Raw genomic sequence first — 20,996 nt, 5'->3', positions numbered from 1 at the left:
TGAAAGGCGGGCGTTTCGATTTTTGCAATCATGGATGCGCGACGCATCGAATCCGCGTTCCCACGGCGACGAATATCAGACGCATGGAATCTGTAAGTTTTGGCTTTCCGTAAAGTCTTACCACTCGTTACATATGTAGCAATCTCAGGCACGTTTTCCGCGGCGGCGTGAAATAAGATGAGGCCCGGTTGCCAACGAGAGACGAGAATGGGCCCGCACAGCTATCCCAACGCATCGCGAAAGCGCCTGGGCTTTCTTCGCAATCATGGATTGCGCCAGGACCCGGAATACGGACGTTCGACCTATCCGGATGTCAACGGGTCCGAGGTCGTGCGCCATGAATCGAATACTTACGGCCGGGATTTCGTCGTCGGAGATATTCACGGCTGTGTGAGCGCGCTAGAACAATTGCTTGACGAGGTCGAGTTCGACACCCGTCACGATCGCCTTTTTTCCGTCGGCGACCTGGTCGATCGCGGCGAGCAAAGCGAGCGTGCATTGGGCTTGCTGGACAACGCCTGGTTTTTCCCGGTACTCGGCAATCACGAAGATGCGTTGTGTGCCGTGGCCGATGGCAAATTACCTCGCGAGCGCTGGTACGAGGTGGGCGGTGACTGGGCGCGGTCGTTATCGGATGGCGAACTCTCGGCGTATGCTGCGCGGCTACGACGTCTGCCGCTCGCGCGCATCGTGGGTGACGGGCGCACTCGCTTCAATATCATTCACGCGGAGTTTCGCGGCAGCGACGATCAACTGGCTGCGGGTGGATTCGATGCCGGCGTTCGCCGCCGCATGCTGTGGGGGCGGGATCTGGCATTCAGTCTCTCGCCCGTGCGCCAGACTTTATCGATCACGTACTGCGGGCACACCACGATGCGCGAAGTCCGCCAGATTGGCGCGCACGTATTGATCGACACGGGGGCATGCAATCCCGGCGGAAAACTCACGCTCGTCGAGGCAGGCACGGATCGCGTCTGGTCCTGCATGACGCCAGAATGCGTCAAGGCGTGAACACGCGAGACATGTCGGCGCGATGACGATTTCCATAGGATGACTATGGATATTGATTGCGTAGCACAATCTGGTGATGAAAAAATAATAAAAAAATTACGTCGCCGTGATTTGTGGTGAGATATTGGAAGGTCTTCTATCCCGATTCAATTGACATCCCTCCCGTCAAGCGGATTTCGTTAGCAAACGTAATCTATGCAACAAGGCTTACCGCGTATTGTCGATAACTAAGGCAAAGCGGTGAAACCGAGTTACAGATTGACAGGGACTGAGTCCGTTCGTAATACGAGAGTAAACATCCCTCGGTGCTGGAATGTAAAGATTGACTGCTCGATCGCAAATCGTGCTTGCGCCGCATTCGTCATTGCGGTCTGCAATTGATTTCCGATATTTCATCATTTAGCAGAGGGAGAAAGCATGAGAAAGATTGCAACGCTTCTGGGCATGATTGCCGTGACTGCGGCGCTCGGCGGGTGCTGGTGGGGGCCGCCGGGAGGCCCTGGTGGTGGCGGTGGTCCCGGTGGCGGTCCTGGCGGTGGAGGCCCGGGTGGTCCCGGCGGCCAGCACGGATCGGTTCAGGTTCCGCAGTCGTCTGCCACCGCATAACGAGCGGTTCATGGTTTAAGCAGTCAAGCCGTGTGGATGGATTCATCCCACGGCTTGTTGCTTTTGCGCCGTCGACAAGCATGGAGCGATAAGCGATTACCGGCATTTACGACATCGTTCGCGGCGGCTAGAACGTGTGCCGGACCCCGACATCCACGGCTGTTGTCGTGCCTGAAGGCGCAAACAGCGTGTTGTTCGACGACAGCCCTTCGCCGGTGACGAGACCTAGCCGCGCATTGCCGGCATTGCGTACGACGCCCACCTGCGTATAGAGCGTCGTGCGCTTCGACACGAGCCACGAAGCGCCGAGCGAGCCAAGCCACGCGTGGGATGAGGTGTCGTTGCGATCGTCCATGTACCAGACGCCTGCGTTCAGGTCGATCTGCGGCGTGGCCATCCAGTCGAGCCCGCCCCCGTAGAGATTGTTGCTCGGGCCGCCGCTCACGCGATAGCTCGTGAACGATGCCTTGGCGGTCACGCTGCCGAGGTGATACGACGCGCCGAGCATGCGGCCTTCGAAAGGCACGTCGGTTGGGGGCACGGTGTCGGCGAGCGGACTTGCGTTACTGTCGAAGTAAGCCGCTTCGAACGTGAGATCCTGCCATTGATACTTGAGGCTTGCCGAGACCTGCTTGCCGCTCTGGAAACTGCCCGCCACATTGCCAAAGGCATAGAGAACGCTGCCCTGAAATCCATAAAACTGCGGGGACGTGTACGAGATCGCATTGCGCGTGAAGATGCCGGTGCCCGCCACATTGTTCAACCACGGCAGGAGGGAACTGCCCGTGATGGACAGACGGGGATCGAGATCGTAGAGCGCGAAGAAGAAAGGCGAGAACTGCAAGCCGAGCTTCACGTCGCCGAAACCGCCACTGAGCCCGACCCACGCCTGGCGTCCGAACAGATTGCCATTCGAATTGTTGAAGCCACCCGTGCCCATATTGATGCCGCTTTCGAGCGTGAAATTCGCTTTCATGCCGCCGCCCAGATCCTCGCTGCCTTTGAGCCCGAACACCGAGGGCGAATAGCCGCTATCGCCAAAGCCAAAAAACTTGCCGCTATTGGCTCCCGTGGATGGATTTTCCGTTTTGCTCAGATACAGCAGACTGGCGTCGAGCACGCCGTAGAGCGTGATGCTGCCTTGCGCGTGGGCTGCGCCCGTGATCATCAAGGCGCCCACGGCGATGGGAAGGGTCTTGCATCGAATGCCTGCCATATGTCTCCTCCGAAACATTGAATCGTTATCCTGAATGATATGAACGGCGTTTCATGTCGGATTTATTCTTGAAGGCCGGCGATCGTTATCGATGTCCGGCCCGCGAGGGATCAGGCCGCCGCGCGCAGGCGTTCGATTTCGGCGGCAGGCGCGCTGGCGTGTTCGGGTAGCAGATGGAAATCGAACTCGATCTGCGCGAATGCGCCATCGATGCCGAATGCGTTGCCATTGTGCTGAGGCTGGCGTTTTACATCGGGCACGAGCCCTTCGCGCGTGGCGAACGCGAAGTCGTCCCAGAGATAGGGATCGCCGTCGATGTTGATCTGCGTGGTCAGCTTGCGATGACCGGGCGCTGATACGAAGAAATGAATATGCGCGGGGCGGTGACCGTGGCGACCGAGCCGGTCAAGCAGTTGCTGCGTCTTGCCCGCGGGCGGCACGCTGTAGCCGACCGGCACGACACTGCGAAAGCTGTAACGCCCGTCGGCATCCGCGCGGATCGAGGCGCGCAGATGAAAGGGCGGCTGCGTCGAGTCGAAGTAGGAGTAGTTGCCGAGATGATTGGCGTGCCACACCTCAACCAGCGCACCCGGCACGGGCTGGCCGTCATCGCCGAGCACACGGCCTTGCATGAGCAGCGTTTCGCCAGGGCTTTCGCCATTGTCGAGACGCGCGTGGCCATCGGCCTCGGGCGCACCGGCGACATACAGCGGCCCTTCGATCGTGCGTGGCGTGCCGCCTTCGAGGCCGAGTTTCGCTTCGGCTTCGTCGAGCCGCACGTCGAGAAAATGCTCGAAACCGAGGCCTGCCGCGATCAGGCCCATCTCGGGTCCGGCTTCGGCCACGTAATTGAGTGCGCTCCAGAATTCGCTGGGGGTGACGTCGAAGTCTTCGATGGTATAGAAGAGGTCGCGCACGATGCGCCCGACGATGGCCTGGGTGCGCGGGTCAGGCTGACCGGCTGAAGGTGCGCTGAGCTTGTCGAGCAGGGCGTCGATGGCTTCGCGGTTCATGGTGTCGTCTCCTTGTTGGGGTAGTGGGCGGCGTGTTCAGATCGATTTGAATAGCGGGCTGCGTGCGGCGGCTTGTGCGCCGTCCGCGTGCGTGAGGAACTTCTCCGTGTAGATATCGCGCTCGAACAACTGGCCCTGCATGAGCGTGCGGATCGCGGCTTCGATCATGACGGGCGGCCCGCACAGATAAGCCTTGTGGCCGCGAAAGTCGCCAGCGAAATGATCGCGCGCCGCATCGTGCACATAACCGCGAAAGCCGGCCCACGATGAATCGGCGGGTTCGTCGGACAGCGCAGGCACGTAGCTGAAGTTGGCGTGCTGCTGCGCCAGTTGCTCGAACAGTTCGTGGTAGTAAAGCTCGGCGCGATTGCGCGCGCCATAGAGCAAGGTGATCGCCCGTGACTCGCCTTGCGCGAGCAGGTCGAGCAGCATCGAACGGGGACTCGATAGTCCCGATCCGCCCGCGATCAGGATGATGGGCTGCGGGTCCGAGCGGCGCACGAAGAAGCGCCCATACGGCCCGGAAAAGCGCAACGTGTCGCCCACCTTCAGGTCTTCGTGCAGATACGTCGTGCCCTTGCCGCCAGGCACGAGGCGCACATTGAGTTCGATGTGCGCGCCCGCGCCCGGTTCGCCCGCGAGCGAGAACGCGCGCGGCACGCTTTCGCCGGGAATCTGCACGTTCACATATTGTCCCGCCTGGAACTCGATGCCCTCGCCATCGAGTTCGACGAAGATGCCCTTGATGGTCGGCGTGAGATCGACGACCTGCGCCACACGCCCCGCGTGATCGCGCACGGGGAAGTGACGCGCATCCGGATCCTCGTCGATATCGGCTTCGATCGTCAGGTCGGACTGCGCCTGCGCACAGCAGGCAAGACACTTGCCTTCATCGCGCTCGAAGTCCATCAGGGCGAACGGCGAAGCCTCGCCGTGCTCCACCTCGCCGTCGAGCACCTGGACCTTGCAGGTCGCGCACAGGCCGTGGCAGCACGCATGCGGCAACCAGACGCCGGCGCGCAGGCAGGCGTCCAGCACGGTCTGTCCGTCGTCGATGTCGATCGTCTGGCCGATCGGCTCGATGGTCAATTGATAACTCATGATCGTTCCCTCGGAATGCGTGTGCGAGCTAGCTGTGTGAGCCGGCGATGCCCGTCAGGCCCGGCGTGCGCAGACGCAGGATCGCCTTGTGCCCCAACCCGTTGTCGGCGAGACTGGCCGCGAAGTCGGGTTCGAAGCGCTCGCCCGAGCGCAGCCATTCGACGGATTCGATACGGACTGCAGACCAGTCGGGATGGGGTGCATACATCGGCGCAATCATGTCGCGCACGAGCGAGCCGAAAGTGGTGGCGGGAGGAACGGCAATGCAGTGGGGCGCGCAGAACATCAGATGATCGTCCCAGCCCACGTAGAGCAACTGGTTGCCGTGGAAATTCTCGATGCGGTCGCGCGTGGGACCGCCATAGCCTTCTTTGAGTGCAATGACTGCCATGATCTGTCTCCTTGGATCGGTTTTACTCAGGCGGCTTCGCGCGGCGCTGCGGTGTTTTGGACGGGAGGGCTGTCCTCGGGTGCCGGCTTGCCGGTCCATTGCCGCCAGTTCGCGAAGTCGGGCGAGTGCGCAAACTCGTGACCGTCCGCGCCTGGTGCGACGTGGTAGTAGCGCAGCACTTCGCGCATCGGATCGAAGTCCGGCGCGGTAGGGTCTGCATCTGGCTCGAAGCAATTGCCCTGATAGATCTGATGCACGGGCAGCCACGCCTGTACGTACTTTTGCGGCTCGTTGTCGAAGATGTCCTTGCAGCCGTCCGAGCAGAAGTGGAACTTGTTGCCGAGGTAATCGCTCTCGCGATAGCAGATCTTCGTGGGGTCGTCGGGTTCGGTGAAGGCCATTGGCACCTGGCATATCTGGCAGAGCATGGGCAGCGAGTTGTTATAAAAGCGCTTGCCCGCCTGCTGCTGGTCGCGCCAGTATTCGAAACGCGGGCGATACAGCTTGTCGAAGGTGCGCGGATACTTCTGTGAGAGCCACGCCATTTCGTCATCCTCAGGAATCCAGGTATGAATGGCGGCGGCGTGGGTGTAGTTGTAAAAAATACCCCATGCCTCGTGCGAGAGACGATCTTTTTCCTTCGTGGCGACGTCGTGATACTTCGGCAGACGGATGCCGTAGCGTTCGAGGTCGTGAAAGAGCGCGCCGCCGTTCTGCTCGAAATAGGTTTCCCACGCTTCCTGCCAGGACATGATGCGCTTGGGCAACATGTAGTCCATCATCATCGCCACGAGCGTGAGCAGGCGGTAGCCGCGCCAGAACCATTTGTCGATCCACTTCTGGATGATCGGCACGTTGCCGGGATCTTGCTCGAGCAGGAACTTCACGACTTCAAGACCTAGCGTCATGTGACGCGATTCGTCCGATTGCGCGGAAAAGCCAAACGTCACCGTCGCCATGTCGCCATTGAATGCGGCGCCCGACATGAACGGCATGAAGAGCAGATTCGTGAGCACATATTCGAATGAGAACGAGATCGCGGTGACGAACTCGAACGGGCCCGCGCTCATGGCGTCTTCGAAATACGACTTCGGCACCGAGAGATACCAGACGCGGTCATGCATGTGCCGGAAGTCGTGGAAGCCGTTGAAGAACTTGTTGTACTGGCTGATGGTGTGGACCTGCGTCTGGGCGTGACGCAATTCGTCGATGGCCTGCATCTGGCAAGCGATGCGCGCGCCCGCGCCACGGAAGTTGCGACCCGCCAGCGCGAAGCCGCGATGCGCCGCATATTCGAGCGGACTCACGCCGGTCAGGAACAGCTTGAGCGCGTTGATATAACGCGGATCGCTCACATTGAACTGGCCATTGTTCTGCTGGAATGCGTCGATGATCGCGTAGAGCTTGCGCTCCTTTTCGCCCTGGTATTTCCAGTAGGCGTCCATCGTGAGGCGAAACGGATCTTCCCAGCGATCCCAGTCATGCACCTTGATGCCTTCGAAGCGGTCGTACGGGAAGACTTTGTCCATCGGCTGATAAGTGGTGTCCCACGCGAGGCCGCGCGTGAGCAGCGCGTAGTTCTCCTTGATGCTGAGCTTTTTCTGCGTGGGGGTCGGGTTGGGCGTCGTCGTCATGTTATTGCTCCTCGTCGTTGCTCAGGCATTCCACGTCAGGATGAATTCGTCGTCGGTTTCGTCGATGTTGCCGCTCAGCGAAATCAGGTTGAGTTGCAACTCGCGCAAATCGAAGCTGCGTCCGACGCGTGCTTCGATCGATTCGCGCCGGATCACCAGGCGTCCTTGTGCATCGATCTTCACCATTGCCGGCATTGCGTTGACGATGGCGTGCGGGTTGTCTTCGACGATGGCCTCGATGATCGGGCGGGAATCGTCATTGGTCTGGAAGGCGATGAAGACGGTGTCAGCCATGATTCGTCTCCGTGTGGGTGGAGTCGCTATTCGCGGCGAGGTTCAGGCCCAGTTTCGCCATGCGTGCGACGAACTCAGCGTCGATTCCTGCGAGCGCGGCTTCGCCTGCCTCGGTGCCGAGTGCCTGATGCGCGAGACCACGCAGTGCGTCGAGCGTGCGCGCGCGCCATGTTTCGATCCAGCCCGTCAGGAGCGCCGCATTCTCCGGCGACTCGGCGGCAGCGGTCTTGATCGTGGCGTCGACCCAGCGGCTGGATTCGTCGAACCAGTTGATGGCGAACTCGTTGAGCATGCCAAGGCCAGCGCCGCATTGCGCCGTGAGCAGTGCGTCGATATGCCGATACACGAGCGGATAGAGCAGGCCGTCGAGCACGGCATTCTGTGCGGTGAAGGTTTCGAACCAGTCCTGCACGACCATGAGGTCTTCGACCAGGCGGCGCAGCGGCTGCCACTGCGGATCGTCGAGCCAGCGTGTCTTGCCTTCGAGAAGCGAGCTGCCTTGATTGCCGTCGAGCAGCAGGCCGATGCGCGAGAGGTACTGCGCAATGCCAAGACGATCCATGCTGTGATACATCGTCGCCTGGGTAATGGCGGTGCCCCAGCCATACGCGGTGACAAAGCAGTTGTTGGTATTCGCGGCCCACTCCACATGGCGAAGCGGCACCATGATGGCGGCGATACGTTGCTTCTGTTCGTCGCTCAGGCCAGAGAGCAAGGCGCGTCGCGTGACGAATTCGATGTTCTTCTCCATCGTCTCCTGCTGGCGCGAGCGCGTGATCGTGTACGCGCCGTAGTAATACTGGCGCGGGTCCTTGAACGCATACCAGTCGCTCATGCGGATCGCCGTGCGGGCCTTGTCGTAAAGCTCGAATTCAGGCTGCCACAGCGGGCGATAGTGAAAATTGACCTCGGGTTGCAGGTCGAACGTGGCCTCCTGATAGCGCGATGCGGGCTTGTCGGCGCCGAGGCGTCGTGCAACATGCGAGAACGTCTGACGTATCGGCTGTACAGCCGTCGTCTTGATGTCGATTTGCATCGTGTGCTCCTCCTGGAAAGGGATTGAATGGCGTACGCGCGATTACTCGGCAAAGCCGGGGCCGTAGCGCCACTTGAGTTCTTCGATATCGAGCACGGCGCCTTCCGCGCCGCTCAGCGTTTGCACGGCGTGGGCGCGGCAGAATGCGTCGTAGTCATCGGCGCGCATGACGAGTTCGACCCACAGGCGAGGATCGCCAATCGAGAAATCGAATTCGACGAAACCATCGGGGCGCTGTGTCTTGACGCGCACATAGCGCTGCGCCACGTCGAAGGGCCGCTCGAGCGCGGACACCTGCAAGGGCCGAGGGGTGGGGGTGTTCATACGTCTCCTCCTTTTTTCATTCGCGGACTGTCGATGTTTTCGTGAAGATCGCCGCGTCGTGCACCCTTAATGCAATGAGCGGGCCAGCTGCGTTGCGCGAGGCGTCGCGCGCGCCGCCAGAATCCTGCGCAAACGCTGACGGCAAGAGCCTTTGCGCCATTTCTCCGAAGGTCGCGAGCGTCGCCGCGAGACCGCGCAGGCGAGCCGATGGGGTAGATGAAATGATTGAACGCCGTTCGTGAGCGCGAAATCCGCTTGATCAAACGAGCATCGGGGAATACCCGCAAGCGCTTCGCAGGCAGGGAGACAGCGTCTTGCGCGGCTCGTTGCATTCCCCTATCGTGAGGCCGTCCGCAACTCGAAGGAGCAGGTCAACATGGCGATGCAGGGCAAGGGCAATGCGGCCGATGAGCAGATGAAACTGGTGACGCCGAAAGGCGCGCGCATCGATAGCCTGCGCTATCCCGACATCGCCGATCTGATGTCACGCCTGCGCTTTTCACCGGGCGACGGCCGCATCTGGCTCGACGATCAGCGCATGCTGCTGCTGCACGCGCAATCGCTTGGAACCTTGCGACGCGAATTGATCGACAGCCTCGGCATCGAGGCCGCGCGTGGCCTGCTGACGCGCATGGGCTACAACTCCGGCGCCCGCGACGCCGAACTGGTGGGCAAGGTGCGCCCGGCCAACGACATTGCCGAGATGTTCGCGGTGGGCCCGCAACTTCATATGCTCGAAGGCCTGACTGGCGTGGAGCCGGTGCGGCTCGAAATCGACGTGGAGAAAGGCCATTACTACGGCGAGTTTCTCTGGAAGAACTGCGCCGAAGATGAAGAGCACGTGCGCATCTACGGCATTGGTGCGGAGCCCGTGTGCTGGATGCAGATCGGCTATGCGTGCGGCTATACGAGCGTGTTCATGGGGCGTCCTGTGCTGTACCGCGAAGTCGAATGCCGCGCGCTCGGACAGCCGCATTGCCGCATCGTCGGCAAGCCGGTTGAAGCATGGGGTGCCGAAGCCGCCGACGACTTGCGTTATCTGAAGGCGCAGGCCTTCACGCAGGGGCTCGCGTCGAACGGGGTACACGATCAAACGACGGTGAAGCCCGGCGAGTTGCCGGCGCGCGAAACGCCCACTGCGTTCGGCGACGTCAACATGGTGGGGGCGTCGCCCGGCTTCAACGCGGTGTGCCACATGATCCGGCGCGTGGCGACGACGCGTGCGACGGTGCTGTTCCTGGGCGAAAGCGGAGTCGGCAAGGAAGTGTTCGCGCGCACCCTGCACCGTATCAGCCAGCGGCGCGACAACGCCTTTGTCGCAGTCAATTGCGCGGCGATTCCGGAGTCGCTGGTCGAATCGGAATTGTTCGGCGTGGAAAAAGGCGGCTTTACCGACGCGACGCAAAGCCGTCCGGGACGATTCGAGCGCGCTCATGGCGGGACGCTCTTTCTCGACGAAATCGGCATTCTCACGATGACGGCGCAGGGCAAGCTGCTGCGCGCCCTTCAGGAAGGCGAAATCGAACGGGTGGGCGACACGCAGACGCGCCGCGTCGATGTGCGGGTGGTGGCCGCGACCAATCTCGATCTGCGCGACGAAGTGCGGGCAGGACGCTTTCGGGAGGACCTCTATTTCCGGCTCAACGTATTTCCGATCCGTGTGCCGTCGCTGCGTGAGCGCAAGGAAGACCTGCCGGTTTTGCTCAATCATTTCCTGCGCAAATATCGCCAGCGGCACGAACGTGAAGTGACCGGATTCACGAGCCGCGCGATCGATGCGATGCTGAGCTACCAGTGGCCGGGCAATATTCGCGAACTGGAGAACATCGTCGAGCGCGGCGTGATATTGGCCGCCGAGGGTGGCCCGATCGACGTCGGCCATCTGTTCATCAGCGGCGAAACGATCGACCATGCGCTCTTTGGCGTGAGCGAACACGGCAGCTTGTTGCCATCGCAACAATTGCATGCCGACAGCGGCCCGGGCGATGAAGCCGAACGGGTGACGCGCAAAGTCACGGGCTTGCTGATGGGCACCGAGATGGAAGGCGACGACGCACCGCTATCGCTCGACGATATTGAGTCGGCGCTGCTGAAAAGCGCCGTGCGTCAGGCGTCGGGCAACCTGTCTGCCGCTGCGCGCAGCCTTGGCATTACGCGGGCACAACTGGTCTATCGGCTCAAGAGCCGCGGCCTTCGAATCTGACGCACGTCTGACGCTACATACGGCGCTCAATGGACTTGCGCGGGCGCGCGTTCAGTGACCGTGACCGCCGCCCATGCCGCCCCACGTGTGCGCTGCGCCGCCCCAGCCATGCATGCCGCCTGTGCCGTGGAATCCGCCGTGCCCATGAAATTCACCACCTGGGTTCCCCATGTGGACGTGATTCATGTGATGAAAGTGATGGAAACGATCGACGAACACGAACGACACGCCCGCACCGAAGAAGACAGGCGGCCCCCAATAGAGCGGATCATAGGAAAGATAAGCCGGCGCGGGATAGACGACGGTTGCGCCCGTGCCGCTGTCCTGCACGATTTGCCAGGTGCCGTCGGGTTGCCTGCATGCGACACCGCTGATCTGCTGCATGGTGCCGTCGATCTCCGCCTGACCCACGACGGGCTCGCACACGTTATCGCTGTACTGTTCCTGCGCGCTGATGGTCTGAGCGTCGGGCACCGCGCAGCCGGCGCATACGCACAACGCCGAGCCAATTCCAAATAGAGTACGCATGATTCGTCCTGCTTCGACGGGGCGACATTCCGGCACGATGCCGGTGCCGTGAAGACGCCATCGGTTCGCCTTGCAGGCGGGCGAGCGAGTCGCCCCTTCGCCCCTTCGTGCCCCTGTGGCGACTGGTCGGACACGCGCCTGCATGACGATATAACGCAGTGACGAGCGATGCTATTCCGCGGCGGCGCGTTTCAGTGCGAGGTGCTTTGTTACGCGATGTTTCAGGCGTTTTCTGGCGGCGCCCGGCGTTTGGGCGCTCAGTAGCCGCCGCCGCTTCCATTCGTGCTGCTGCTGCTCGCGCCTGACGAATTCATGTCGTTGTTGGGTTGTCCGGCGCTGGACGGTAGCGATGCAAAACCTAATGCGATGATCGCTAGTACGGTCGATATCAAACGGGACGGTTTCATGGCGATTTCTCCTGCGTGGTTGGGGCCGCATGCGACCCTGGATGCGGCCCGTAACCGATAAACGCTCGCGATCTGCGGTTTATTCCGGAATGGCTCAGGAGCCGAAGTAAATCGTGCAGTAGCTGGCTGGGCCTACGCAGGTCGTCGTGGGCGATGTTCCCTTTTTGCTGTGGCCAGCGTCGCTCGTGCCGGTCATCGAGGGACCGGTGCCGCTGTCCATGTTTTGCTGCTGTGAGCTTGCCGATTGCTGTGCAGCATCCTCTGCCGATACTTTCGCTTCGGCGGCCTGGATCGCGGCCGGGTAGGTGGCGTCGTCGTTCAGTGATGGCGAGTAGCCCGCTTGTTCTAGTCTGATCAGGTCGGCGCGGACCTGTGCGCGGGTCAGTGCTTGTTCTTGTGCTTGTGCCGTGAGGGTCATTCCTGTTCCAGCCAGGAGGAGCAGGGAAATAATCTTGATTCGAGTGCTCATTTTAGACTCCGATTTGGATTGCTGGGAATTGCGTGGAGCGGTTTCGTGCTTCTCGCATTAGGGTATACATTGGGGTTTCTGTTTTTATTCCTGATTTTTCGCGTTTCCTTGTTTTCTTGTCGGTCTATTAGCGTTGCCCCTGTGCGGGGCAGCACCTACTTTTCTTTGCCGCGGCAAAGAAAAGTAGGCAAAAGAAAGCCGCTCAAACCGCTAGTGTGACGAAGTCCACAAACCGCCGTTTAGGGGGAAAGGTATAGGAGCATCCGTCACATCGCACCACTAAACAAAGTGACAAAGCCGTCATCCATCCGGGGGCGCTACGCGCCCCGTGGGGCATAACGGCAAACCGAAGGTTTGCCAGAACTCGCGAAAATGCCTTTAGCAAGGGGTTTCCCTTGCAGACCCAACCGCTGCGCGCGGAGCGAGCAGCGGGATGAATGAGTCCTTTGTCACTCCGTTGGAAGGCGCGAGGTGGCAGACGCTCCTATACCATTCCCCATGTACGGCTGGTTGTGGACTGCGTCACACTGGCGGTGTGAGCGGCTTTCTTTTGCCTACTTTTCTTTGCCGCGGCAAAGAAAAGTAGGTGCTGCCCCGCACAGGGGCAACGCTAATAGACCGACAAGAAAACAAGGAAATGCCAACACCAAAAGAAAACCGACAAAAAAACTCACTGCACGGTAATAGTAGCCTTCATATAAGGATGAATCCCACAAGAGACCTTATAAACCCCGGGCTTATCGAATTTAAACTGAAAGGTATCATTTTGATCGAGCGCGGCGGAGTGAAAAACACCGGCCTCGTTGACGACAGAATGCGGTTCCCCGTCCATATTTTTCCAGGTGACGGTAGTACCGGCCTTAACGGTAAGCGCCATAGGCGAAAACATGAAGTTTTTGATAACGACGACATTGGCATCCTGAGCATAGGCAGCAGGCAAAACACATCCCAAAGCGGCCACGACGACCAGACGTCCAAGAGAAAAAAGAAACGCACGCCGAAAGAAAGAAGAACGCATGAAAAGTCTCCTCGAGAGAAAGAGCAAAATTCGGCAGTCAAGCAAGCGTCATATCAGAAAGCGAGGCCACGAGCGGATGCTGCGAGACCCTGATACTGGTGACCCCAAGCATCTTGGGCAACTGATCACTCGCGACTGTCAGCGGCCCGGGCCCGGGCCCATTCCCTGCCGTGGGCTGCGGATAAGCGGTCGAACGCGCGGTATGAAAGGTGATATTGCCTTCGACCTTGGAAACGATCTGATGGATATGACCATTGATGACGGTGACTGAGCCGAAGCGCTTCAGATAATCCATCGCCTGCCCGGCATCGCCCGTGCCCCAACCCCACGGCTCGTAAATGGTCCACATCGGCATGTGTGCAAAGACGACAATCGGCGTGCTGGCCGAGCGGCCCTTCAGATCGTCCTGAAGCCACGCGAGCTGGTCCTCACCCAGACTTCCCAGTCCGTTCGGCTTGAAATGCATCACGTTGACGAGGCCCACGAAGTGCACGCCATTGTGGTCGAAGCTGTAATAGCCACGGTTCCCGGACGCCTGGCCAAAGCGTTTGAAGTATTCGCCCTGCGGTCCGTCCGTCACGTCATGCTCGCCAGGCACAGTATGCAACTCCGTGATGCTCAACCCGGACAGCAGTTGTGCCGCGAGATCGAATTCCGCCGCTTTCGACAGGTGCGTGATATCGCCCGTGTGAAGCGCAAGAGCCGGTTTCACCGGCATGGCGTTGACGAGTTCGATGGTCTGTTTGAGCGTGCCCGCAACATCCGGATTCGCTTCCTTATTGAAGCCGATATGCGAGTCGCTGATTTGCAGGAACAACGGAAGGCCTGAAGCCGTTGCGCTGTCCTTGCTACTCTGGGCGAGCGCCAGATCCACAGGCGTGAGGATGCCTCCGGTCAGCATGAACAGGGTGCCCACGCCGCCGTAGGCGAGGCATTTTAGTGCGTTGCGGCGCGACGGCTGGGACGGAAGATCTGATGACATGATGTCCTCTCGACTGGATTCGGGAAGCTTGCGGCCAGCTAGCGCCGGCGTGCTTCCGGGGCGGGGTATAAAGTGCAATACCGCCTCGGCCAGGGTTTTATTCCCGCTTATCGTTCGGTCCGTCGATCGCCGATGAATCTTGCCGCTCGCGGGAATAAGCGCGGCTCGCGCCCGGTATGACGTGCATGGCACCCGAGATGGGAGAGGCAAATGGACATCATCGAAATGGCCCGCGCGTCGGGCTTGACCGTCATCCTCGATGGCAGGATTGGCCGCGAGGAGTATCAGAGCGTCTGCGGTTCGGTATCGGCGTTGCAGCGCTTCGCCGAATCGCTGCGTCTTTCCCACGCGCCTCGGCATGACCGCGCCCAGCAGCAGGCCACAGCGGTCGGCATGTTCGGGCGCTTGCGCCGGCGTATTGGTCGACTTGCCAGAACCACCGGCGCCTTGGCCGCGCCGGCGCGACGCATGTCGCGTCTCGTTCGGCGGAGTCGCAAGTGAGGGGCGTCGACGCTATGTCCATCCCGCGAGCGGGGTGATGACGCTTATGCAGGCCGTTCTGCGCCGCCTTCAACTCGCCTCCGGGCTGGTGATGCTGACGTATCTCTTTCTGCATCTCCTCAATCACGCGCTCGGGGTCTGGTCGCTCGAACTCGCAGGGCGCGGTCTCGTCCTTGCCCTGCGGTTGTGGCGCAGCGCGCCTGGAACGGTCGCGCTTTATGGGGCCGCTTGCCTGCACTTCGCCCTGGCGATCCACACGCTCTACGGGCGGCGTCACTGGTCGCTGCCGCCCGCCGAATGGGTCCGTCTGTGGGCCGGGCTCAGCCTGCCGATGCTGCTCGTGCGCCATGCGGTGTCGACCCGGCTTGCTTCTACGCTCTACGGGTTCGAGCCTGATTACGAGCGCGTCATCGTCGTGTTGCTCACGAGCGGCACGCAGGGTCTGCAACTCGCGCTGCTTGCCCCCGGCTGGATTCATGGCAACCTCGGACTATGGTTCCGGCTGCGCCACTATGAATGGGCGCGGCGCATGAAGCCCGCGCTGCTGGCGTTCATGGTGCTGTTGCCGCTGTTGTCTGCGGCGGGTTTCATCAGAATGATGCGCGTCGTCGAGGCAAAGGGCGTGCGGATCGCGGCTGTCGATCCCACACTCGTCGCCCATCAGGCGGAACTCAATGCCTGGCGTCACGATCTGCTCACGCTGTATTTCGCCCTGATCGCCAGTGCTGTGATCCTGGGCCGTCTGCGCAATAGCCTGGAGCGTCGCAGGCTAAGCAAGCGCTCACTGGGTGCCTGACAAGGCGCGATCGGTTCTGGCACCGTCACTCAAGTCCTCCGAAGTTTCTGCCGATATCCAATTTGGGTAATCTGCGGCCTGCGTGGATGCAAGCGGTCCCTGGCCGCTGGCTTTGTCTATCATCGTGAGCGGTGTTCTGCGCGACGTCGTTTCACTTGATGTCTGTAGTGTGCTAATCCCGAACTGAAAAGCGAGCGTTACGTGCGACGAATTCCGTTTGCCTGGCTGCTATCCAGTCTGATCGGCGTGCTGTTGCTGCTGGGGTGCGATCAGCAGAAGACGGCCGGGGTCAGCGCGCCTGCACCGGTGCGGACCACGATTACGGCGCTCATCTGGGCGCCGGACTGGCCGGAGGAAATGCTGCGCATGGCCGCCGAGTTCAGCAAGCTCAATCCCGACGTGCATGTGAACGTCCAGTTCATGATCGGCAATTCAGTCGAGGAGAACGTGAAGCCGCGCGTGGCGGCCGGCACGCTGCCCGATCTCGTCAGCATCAATCCCAATGCCTACGCGGCCGAACTGGCCGATCAGGGCGTCCTCGCCGATGTCAGCCAGACGTTGGCATGGAAGAACATGCTGGAGCCGCTCAAGGGCGACTGGACCAGCCGCCACGGCACGGCGTTCGGCATTTCGGGCGGCGTCGCCACGACGATGATCTATTACAACCGCGCCATGTTCGCCAAGGCGGGCATCACCACGCTGCCGACCAACTTCGATGCGTTTCTGGCGGTTTGCGCGAAGCTCAAACGCGCGGGCATGATTCCCATCGTATGGAACGGCGGCTTTCCGAACATGCTCGGCAACGGGCCGTTCGCCGCGGGCTTCGCCAATAACGTGGTGGCGCGCGACGCGCGCTGGAAGGAGCAGATGGCCGACGGCACGCTCAATCTGGATACGCCGGAAGTGGCCGATATCTTCGCGCGCATCGCGTTGATCCCCGAGCGCGGTTACGCGCAGCCGTCGTTCATGACGACGGGCTACGACGAAGGCATCCGGCTTTTCAAGGAGGGCCGGGTGGCGATGGCGTTTCAGGGCAGTTGGGCCGCGGGCCTCATGATGCATGGAAACGATTTCGATGTCGGCGTGTTCGTGCCGCCCTGGAATGCACGCGGCGAGCGGGTCGTGCCGGTGCTCGGCAGCGAAACGGGATTCGCGGTGTGCGAGACGCCCAATAAGGCCGCCGCCACGCGCTTTCTGGAATACATCGCCGGCAAGGGCTTTTCGATTCTTCAGACGAAACGTCACAACATTTCCCCATTTCAGCAAGGCACGGGAACGGTCGTGACGGACGCGGAAATCGTCGACTATACGAACGCCGCCAGCCGCGCGCCCGTGACAGCGAGTCCTTACTATTCGTCGCTTCCGTCCAACACCATTGAGGTTCTGCATAAATTGATGCAGGATGTGCTGCTCAGGAAAATGACGCCCAGGCAAGCCGCGGAGCGCCTGGACGTATCGGTCAAGACTGAATCGAAGATGCACTACAAATGATCCTGCTCTCCGTGTGGCTGCAACGCACTTTCGACTACTTGTGCCAGGATTTGCTTCGTCGCGTCGAGATTCGCTATCGGCTGATCGCTGCATTCATTCTGTTGTCGTTATTGCCGATCATTATTTCGGGCTGCATTTCCTATGTGAAATCGATCGCCGCCATCAAGGAGAACGCTGAAATATTCTCCAAGGAAGTGGTGCGGCAGGTTTCCAGGAATATCCAGCTGCGCATGCAGCAGATCGAAACGGAAAGCAATCTTCTCGTGCTCTCGGAGCGGGTCCAGGGCGCACTCGGGCGGGCCGCCAATGGCAGCGCCCGCGAACAGGCGGAGGCGCGCCAGGACATGGCCAGCCTGCTGCTCGACCACTACGGATCGGTCGATTTCATCAACCAGAAATATTTGCTCGACCAGAAAGACCGGGTTCTGGACACGCAGGCGTTCGCGCAGTTGACCACGGGCGTGACGACGCTCGTCGGCGTGGCGGAACAGGCGCATGAGCGCACTTTCTGGGGCAGTTACGACAATGGCGTCGGGCAGCAGAACCTGGGGCTCGTGCGCGCCATCTACGACAGGAACAACAACACGAAGATCGGCAATCTCGTGCTGGTGGTTCGTCCTGAATATTTTTCGACGATTTTCGATGATGTCGCCTCGGGTAGCGGCACGCAGATCTACGTTGTCGACTCCAGCGACAACAAGGTCATCATCGTGCCGAATAGCGCGAGCAATGCCTCATGGCCCAATGCCGGTGCGGCGCCCGAACCGGAGTTGATCAGGGATATCGCCCGCCACGGCGCATTGGACGATGCCAGCCGCTTCGTCTCGTTCGCCGCGAAGAGCGGTCGTTACCTCGCCGCCTACGCGAGAATTCCCGGCACGAGCTGGTTCGTGGTCAGCACGATCGCCGAGCGCAGCTTGACGGCGGAGGCGCAGGGCGTGCGCAACCAGATCGTGCTCGTCGGCATTTCCGGGTTCCTGCTGTCGATCTTCCTTGCCTGGTTCATTTCCTCCAGCATTTCCACGCCGCTGCACAATCTGGTGCGCAGGATGCACGACACGGGCGAGGATGCCGGCGCGGTCGACGACGAAGCCCTCGGCCCCGAAGGTGCGGTTGGCGGTCCTGACGAACTGGCCCGCCTCGCCGAACGTTTCGAACGCATGCGTTCGGCCATTCGTCAGAAAATCCAGAAGATCAACGAAATCAACGCGTCGCTGGAGCAGACCGTCATTGACCGAACCGCGGAACTGGTGACCCGCGAGCGCGAGGCGCGAACCCTGATCGACAATTCGCCCGATACGATCACGCGCTACGACCGTGAGCTGCGTCGTACGTACGCGAATCCGGCCTTTTGCGGGTCGACGGGCTGCGATCTGGCCACGGTGCTCGGCAAGCGGCCCTCGGAGCTTCCCGGCGGCCCTAACGCGGTGATCTATGAAAAGCGGATCGCCGAAGTCATCGCGAGCGGCAATAGTACGCAGTTCGAACTAAGATGGGCCGGCAAGGATGGCAAGGAGCAATGCACCCATATCCGCATCACGCCGGAAATCGATCGCGATGGCGATATTTGCTCGGTGCTGGCGGTGGGCCGCGACCTGTCCGACCGTATGGCGTTCGAAGCCACCATCTGGAAGCAGGCCAATTTCGATGCCTTGACGGGCCTGCCTAACCGGCAGATGTTTCTCGATCGTCTGAGCGAGGAGGCCGCGCGCTCACACCGGTCGGGAACGCGCATGGCGTTGATGTTGATCGACCTCGATCGCTTCAAGGAGGTCAACGACTCGCTGGGGCATGACCGGGGCGACATTCTGCTGATCGAGGCAGGGCGGCGCATCGGTGCGTGCGTGCGCAACCTGGACACCGTTGCGCGTCTGGGCGGCGACGAGTTCACGGTCATCCTGCCCGTGCTCGACGACATGGAAGCGATCGAACTCACCGTCAGGAATATCAATCGCAAGCTGACCGAGCCATTCAAACTCGGCGCCGACGAGGTGTATATCTCGGCGAGCATCGGCGTGACGGTTTTCCCCGATGACGCGATCGAACTCGACGCGCTGTTCAAGAACGCCGATCAGGCCATGTATGCGGCCAAGAATGCCGGGCGCAATCGCTTTAGCTATTTCACGCCCGATATGCAGCAGGAGGCGGAAACACGTCTGCGGCTGACGAGCGATCTGCGGGTGGCCCTCGCGCGCGGACAGCTTCGCGTGCTCTATCAACCGGTCGTCGACCTCGAAACAGGACGGGTTCACAAGGCGGAGGCGCTGATTCGCTGGCTGCATCCCGAGCGCGGCATGGTCAATCCGCTCGACTTCATTCCGCTGGCCGAGGATACGGGGCTGATCATTCCTATCGGCGACTGGGTCTTTAGACAAGCCGTCCAGCAGGTACAGCAATGGCGCGAGCAATACGATCCGTCGTTCCAGATCAGCGTCAACATGTCGCCGGTGCAGATTCGCCTCGATAGCGCGATTGGCGTGCGGTGGCACGACTATCTCAATCGCGCTGGACTGCAGGGGCAAAGCGTCGTGATCGAAATCACCGAGGGCCTGCTGCTGCAAGCCGAATCGAATATCGACGAAAAGCTGCTCGATTTCCGTCTGGCCGGCATGGGCATCTCGATCGACGATTTCGGTACGGGCTATTCATCGCTCGCCTATCTGAAGCGCTTCGATATCGATTACCTGAAAATCGATCGCTCTTTTGTACAGAATCTGAGCGTGGACGAAGACAATCAGGTGCTGTGCGAAGCGATGGTGGTGCTCGCGCACAAGCTAGGCATCCAGGTCATCGCAGAAGGGGTGGAAACGGTGGAGCAGCGCGATTTCCTGAAGGCAATGGGGTGCGATTTTGCTCAGGGTTTCTGGTATTCCCGGCCGATTCCGCCGGATCAATTCGAGCGGCGCGTGTGGCAAGAAACCGGAGAAGCGGCGGCCGATGTGCCGACGGTCAGCGATAGCCAGTGAGCCTGGCCGCCCGGCATCCTGTGCTATGGTTCGGCCTCGTGCAGTTTCAGGAAATTTCGTGCACCGCCGCCCGGAAACGTCATCACCCATGCTCACAAGTCAAAGAAAGAAAGCGATCCTCGACGCCCTCGAACGCGATGGCCAGGTGCTGGCGGGCGCATTGAGCGCGGCGTTCGGCGTGTCGGAGGACACCGTGCGGCGCGATCTGCGCGAACTGGCGGCGGAAGGGCGTCTGCAACGCGTGCATGGCGGGGCGTTGCCGGCCTCTCCTGCGATCGCACCGCTCGCCGCGCGCGAGGACATGGACGTAGCCGCCAAGCAGCGCGTCGCGCGCAAGGCGGCGAGCATGATCGAGGCGGGCCAGGTCGTGATCGTCGATGGCGGTACGACCTCCGCGCTGCTGGTGCAATGCCTCGCCCCCGATCTCGCGGCCACTATCGTCACGCATAGCCCCAGCATCGCTGTGGCGCTGGCCGCGCATCCCACTGTCGAAGTCGTATTGATCGGCGGTCGTCTCTACAAGCATTCGGTGGTGAGCGTGGGCGCGGCGGCCATCGAGGCGCTCTCCCACATTCACGCCGACCTGTACTTCATGGGCGTGACCGGTGTGCACGCAACGGCTGGCCTGAGCACCGGCGATTATGAGGAAGCCTATGTGAAGCGCGCACTCGCCGCGCGCGCGGCGGAAACGGTCGTGCTCGCGTGCGCGTCCAAGCTCAACACGGCTTCGCAGTACTGCATCGGCGGGCTGGACCTCGCGCAGACGCTGATCGTCGATGCGGCGGCGGGCGTCAAGCTCACGCGCCCGCTCGAAGAGGCTGGCCTGACTGTCGTTAAGGCTTGACGCTTCCCTGAGCGTTCTCGCACGCCGTAAGCGCCAGAGCCAGTTTTCCGTCCCTCCGGAGTGCAACGGATCCCGCGTGCTGACTCTGCCTCCCGACTCGATCCTACTTCCAATCTGCCGTCTCCACGCGGTGAAGGCTCACAAACTAAACCTCTTCTGCGAAGC

General features: G+C 60.9%; 20 protein-coding genes. 7 read left to right on the top strand and 13 right to left on the bottom strand.

What is annotated here, in order from left to right:
• Positions 1-207 precede the first annotated feature (207 nt).
• A complete protein-coding gene (locus U5782_RS14690; RefSeq protein WP_322044554.1) occupies positions 208-1,011 on the top strand; it encodes a metallophosphoesterase in 804 nt (267 codons plus the stop codon).
• 733 nt (positions 1,012-1,744) lie between these two features.
• Here the strand turns inward: U5782_RS14690 and U5782_RS14685 are convergent.
• From U5782_RS14685 to U5782_RS14650, 8 genes are all read right to left on the bottom strand, one after another.
• A complete protein-coding gene (locus U5782_RS14685) occupies positions 1,745-2,833 on the bottom strand; it encodes a porin (protein ID WP_322044553.1) in 1,089 nt (362 codons plus the stop codon).
• A gap of 110 nt (positions 2,834-2,943) precedes the next feature.
• Positions 2,944-3,846, bottom strand: coding sequence for a catechol 1,2-dioxygenase (gene catA, locus U5782_RS14680; RefSeq protein ID WP_322044552.1), 903 nt, complete (start codon positions 3,844-3,846; stop codon positions 2,944-2,946).
• Between the two features lie 36 nt (positions 3,847-3,882).
• Entirely contained in the window at positions 3,883-4,947 is a 1,065-nt protein-coding gene (locus tag U5782_RS14675) for a phenol 2-monooxygenase domain-containing protein (protein WP_322044551.1), read from the bottom strand.
• A gap of 28 nt (positions 4,948-4,975) precedes the next feature.
• A complete protein-coding gene (locus tag U5782_RS14670; RefSeq protein WP_322044550.1) occupies positions 4,976-5,338 on the bottom strand; it encodes a phenol hydroxylase subunit P4 in 363 nt (120 codons plus the stop codon).
• Positions 5,339-5,364: 26 nt separating this feature from the next.
• Complete coding sequence (locus U5782_RS14665) at positions 5,365-6,972, bottom strand: aromatic/alkene/methane monooxygenase hydroxylase/oxygenase subunit alpha (RefSeq protein WP_322044549.1); 1,608 nt, start codon at positions 6,970-6,972, stop codon at positions 5,365-5,367.
• 21 nt (positions 6,973-6,993) lie between these two features.
• A complete protein-coding gene (locus U5782_RS14660; RefSeq protein ID WP_322044548.1) occupies positions 6,994-7,266 on the bottom strand; it encodes an MmoB/DmpM family protein in 273 nt (90 codons plus the stop codon).
• Positions 7,259-8,302 (bottom strand): aromatic/alkene monooxygenase hydroxylase subunit beta, encoded by a 1,044-nt coding sequence (locus U5782_RS14655; protein ID WP_322044547.1) that lies wholly within the window; start codon positions 8,300-8,302, stop codon positions 7,259-7,261. The genes U5782_RS14660 and U5782_RS14655 overlap by 8 nt, the downstream gene beginning before the upstream one ends.
• Positions 8,303-8,344: 42 nt before the next feature.
• Positions 8,345-8,626 (bottom strand): phenol hydroxylase subunit, encoded by a 282-nt coding sequence (locus U5782_RS14650; RefSeq protein WP_322044546.1) that lies wholly within the window; start codon positions 8,624-8,626, stop codon positions 8,345-8,347.
• Positions 8,627-9,002: 376 nt separating this feature from the next.
• On the opposite strand from U5782_RS14650, the gene U5782_RS14645 reads away from it, so the two are divergent.
• Complete coding sequence (locus U5782_RS14645) at positions 9,003-10,829, top strand: sigma-54-dependent Fis family transcriptional regulator (protein ID WP_322044545.1); 1,827 nt, start codon at positions 9,003-9,005, stop codon at positions 10,827-10,829.
• Between the two features lie 51 nt (positions 10,830-10,880).
• On the opposite strand, the gene U5782_RS14640 is transcribed toward U5782_RS14645, so the two are convergent.
• The 5 genes from U5782_RS14640 to U5782_RS14620 all read right to left on the bottom strand — a co-directional run bounded on the left by U5782_RS14640 (position 10,881) and on the right by U5782_RS14620 (position 14,233).
• The gene (locus U5782_RS14640) at positions 10,881-11,357 is read right to left on the bottom strand and encodes a hypothetical protein (protein ID WP_322044544.1); all 477 of its coding nucleotides are present in this window, start codon (positions 11,355-11,357) and stop codon (positions 10,881-10,883) included.
• A 257-nt stretch (positions 11,358-11,614) separates the two neighbouring features.
• Entirely contained in the window at positions 11,615-11,764 is a 150-nt protein-coding gene (locus U5782_RS14635) for a hypothetical protein (RefSeq protein WP_322044543.1), read from the bottom strand.
• A gap of 94 nt (positions 11,765-11,858) precedes the next feature.
• Complete coding sequence (locus U5782_RS14630) at positions 11,859-12,233, bottom strand: DUF4148 domain-containing protein (RefSeq protein ID WP_322044542.1); 375 nt, start codon at positions 12,231-12,233, stop codon at positions 11,859-11,861.
• Positions 12,234-12,903: 670 nt separating this feature from the next.
• Positions 12,904-13,251, bottom strand: coding sequence for a cupredoxin family copper-binding protein (locus U5782_RS14625; RefSeq protein WP_322044541.1), 348 nt, complete (start codon positions 13,249-13,251; stop codon positions 12,904-12,906).
• 37 nt (positions 13,252-13,288) lie between these two features.
• Positions 13,289-14,233, bottom strand: coding sequence for a metallophosphoesterase family protein (locus U5782_RS14620; protein ID WP_322044540.1), 945 nt, complete (start codon positions 14,231-14,233; stop codon positions 13,289-13,291).
• A gap of 210 nt (positions 14,234-14,443) precedes the next feature.
• On the opposite strand from U5782_RS14620, the gene U5782_RS14615 reads away from it, so the two are divergent.
• From U5782_RS14615 to U5782_RS14595, 5 genes are all read left to right on the top strand, one after another.
• Complete coding sequence (locus tag U5782_RS14615; RefSeq protein WP_322044539.1) at positions 14,444-14,734, top strand: hypothetical protein; 291 nt, start codon at positions 14,444-14,446, stop codon at positions 14,732-14,734.
• 37 nt (positions 14,735-14,771) lie between these two features.
• The gene (locus tag U5782_RS14610; protein ID WP_322044538.1) at positions 14,772-15,530 is read left to right on the top strand and encodes a hypothetical protein; all 759 of its coding nucleotides are present in this window, start codon (positions 14,772-14,774) and stop codon (positions 15,528-15,530) included.
• A gap of 201 nt (positions 15,531-15,731) precedes the next feature.
• Positions 15,732-17,021 carry an ABC transporter substrate-binding protein gene (locus tag U5782_RS14605; RefSeq protein ID WP_322044537.1) on the top strand — a complete coding sequence of 430 codons (1,290 nt, stop codon included), beginning with the start codon at positions 15,732-15,734 and terminating at the stop codon, positions 17,019-17,021.
• On the top strand, positions 17,018-19,987 hold the full coding sequence (locus U5782_RS14600; RefSeq protein ID WP_322044536.1) for an EAL domain-containing protein: 2,970 nt from the start codon (positions 17,018-17,020) through the stop codon (positions 19,985-19,987). Before U5782_RS14605 ends, U5782_RS14600 begins: the two co-directional genes overlap by 4 nt.
• Before the next feature lie 88 nt (positions 19,988-20,075).
• Positions 20,076-20,831 (top strand): DeoR/GlpR family DNA-binding transcription regulator, encoded by a 756-nt coding sequence (locus tag U5782_RS14595; RefSeq protein ID WP_322044535.1) that lies wholly within the window; start codon positions 20,076-20,078, stop codon positions 20,829-20,831.
• Positions 20,832-20,996 lie beyond the last annotated feature (165 nt).

It is taken from the genome of Paraburkholderia sp. J67, assembly GCF_905220265.1.
Taxonomy (GTDB): Bacteria; Pseudomonadota; Gammaproteobacteria; order Burkholderiales; family Burkholderiaceae; genus Paraburkholderia.
The sequence above is the reverse complement of the archived record's forward strand: the minus strand, read 5'-3'. Positions and strand labels throughout refer to the sequence as shown.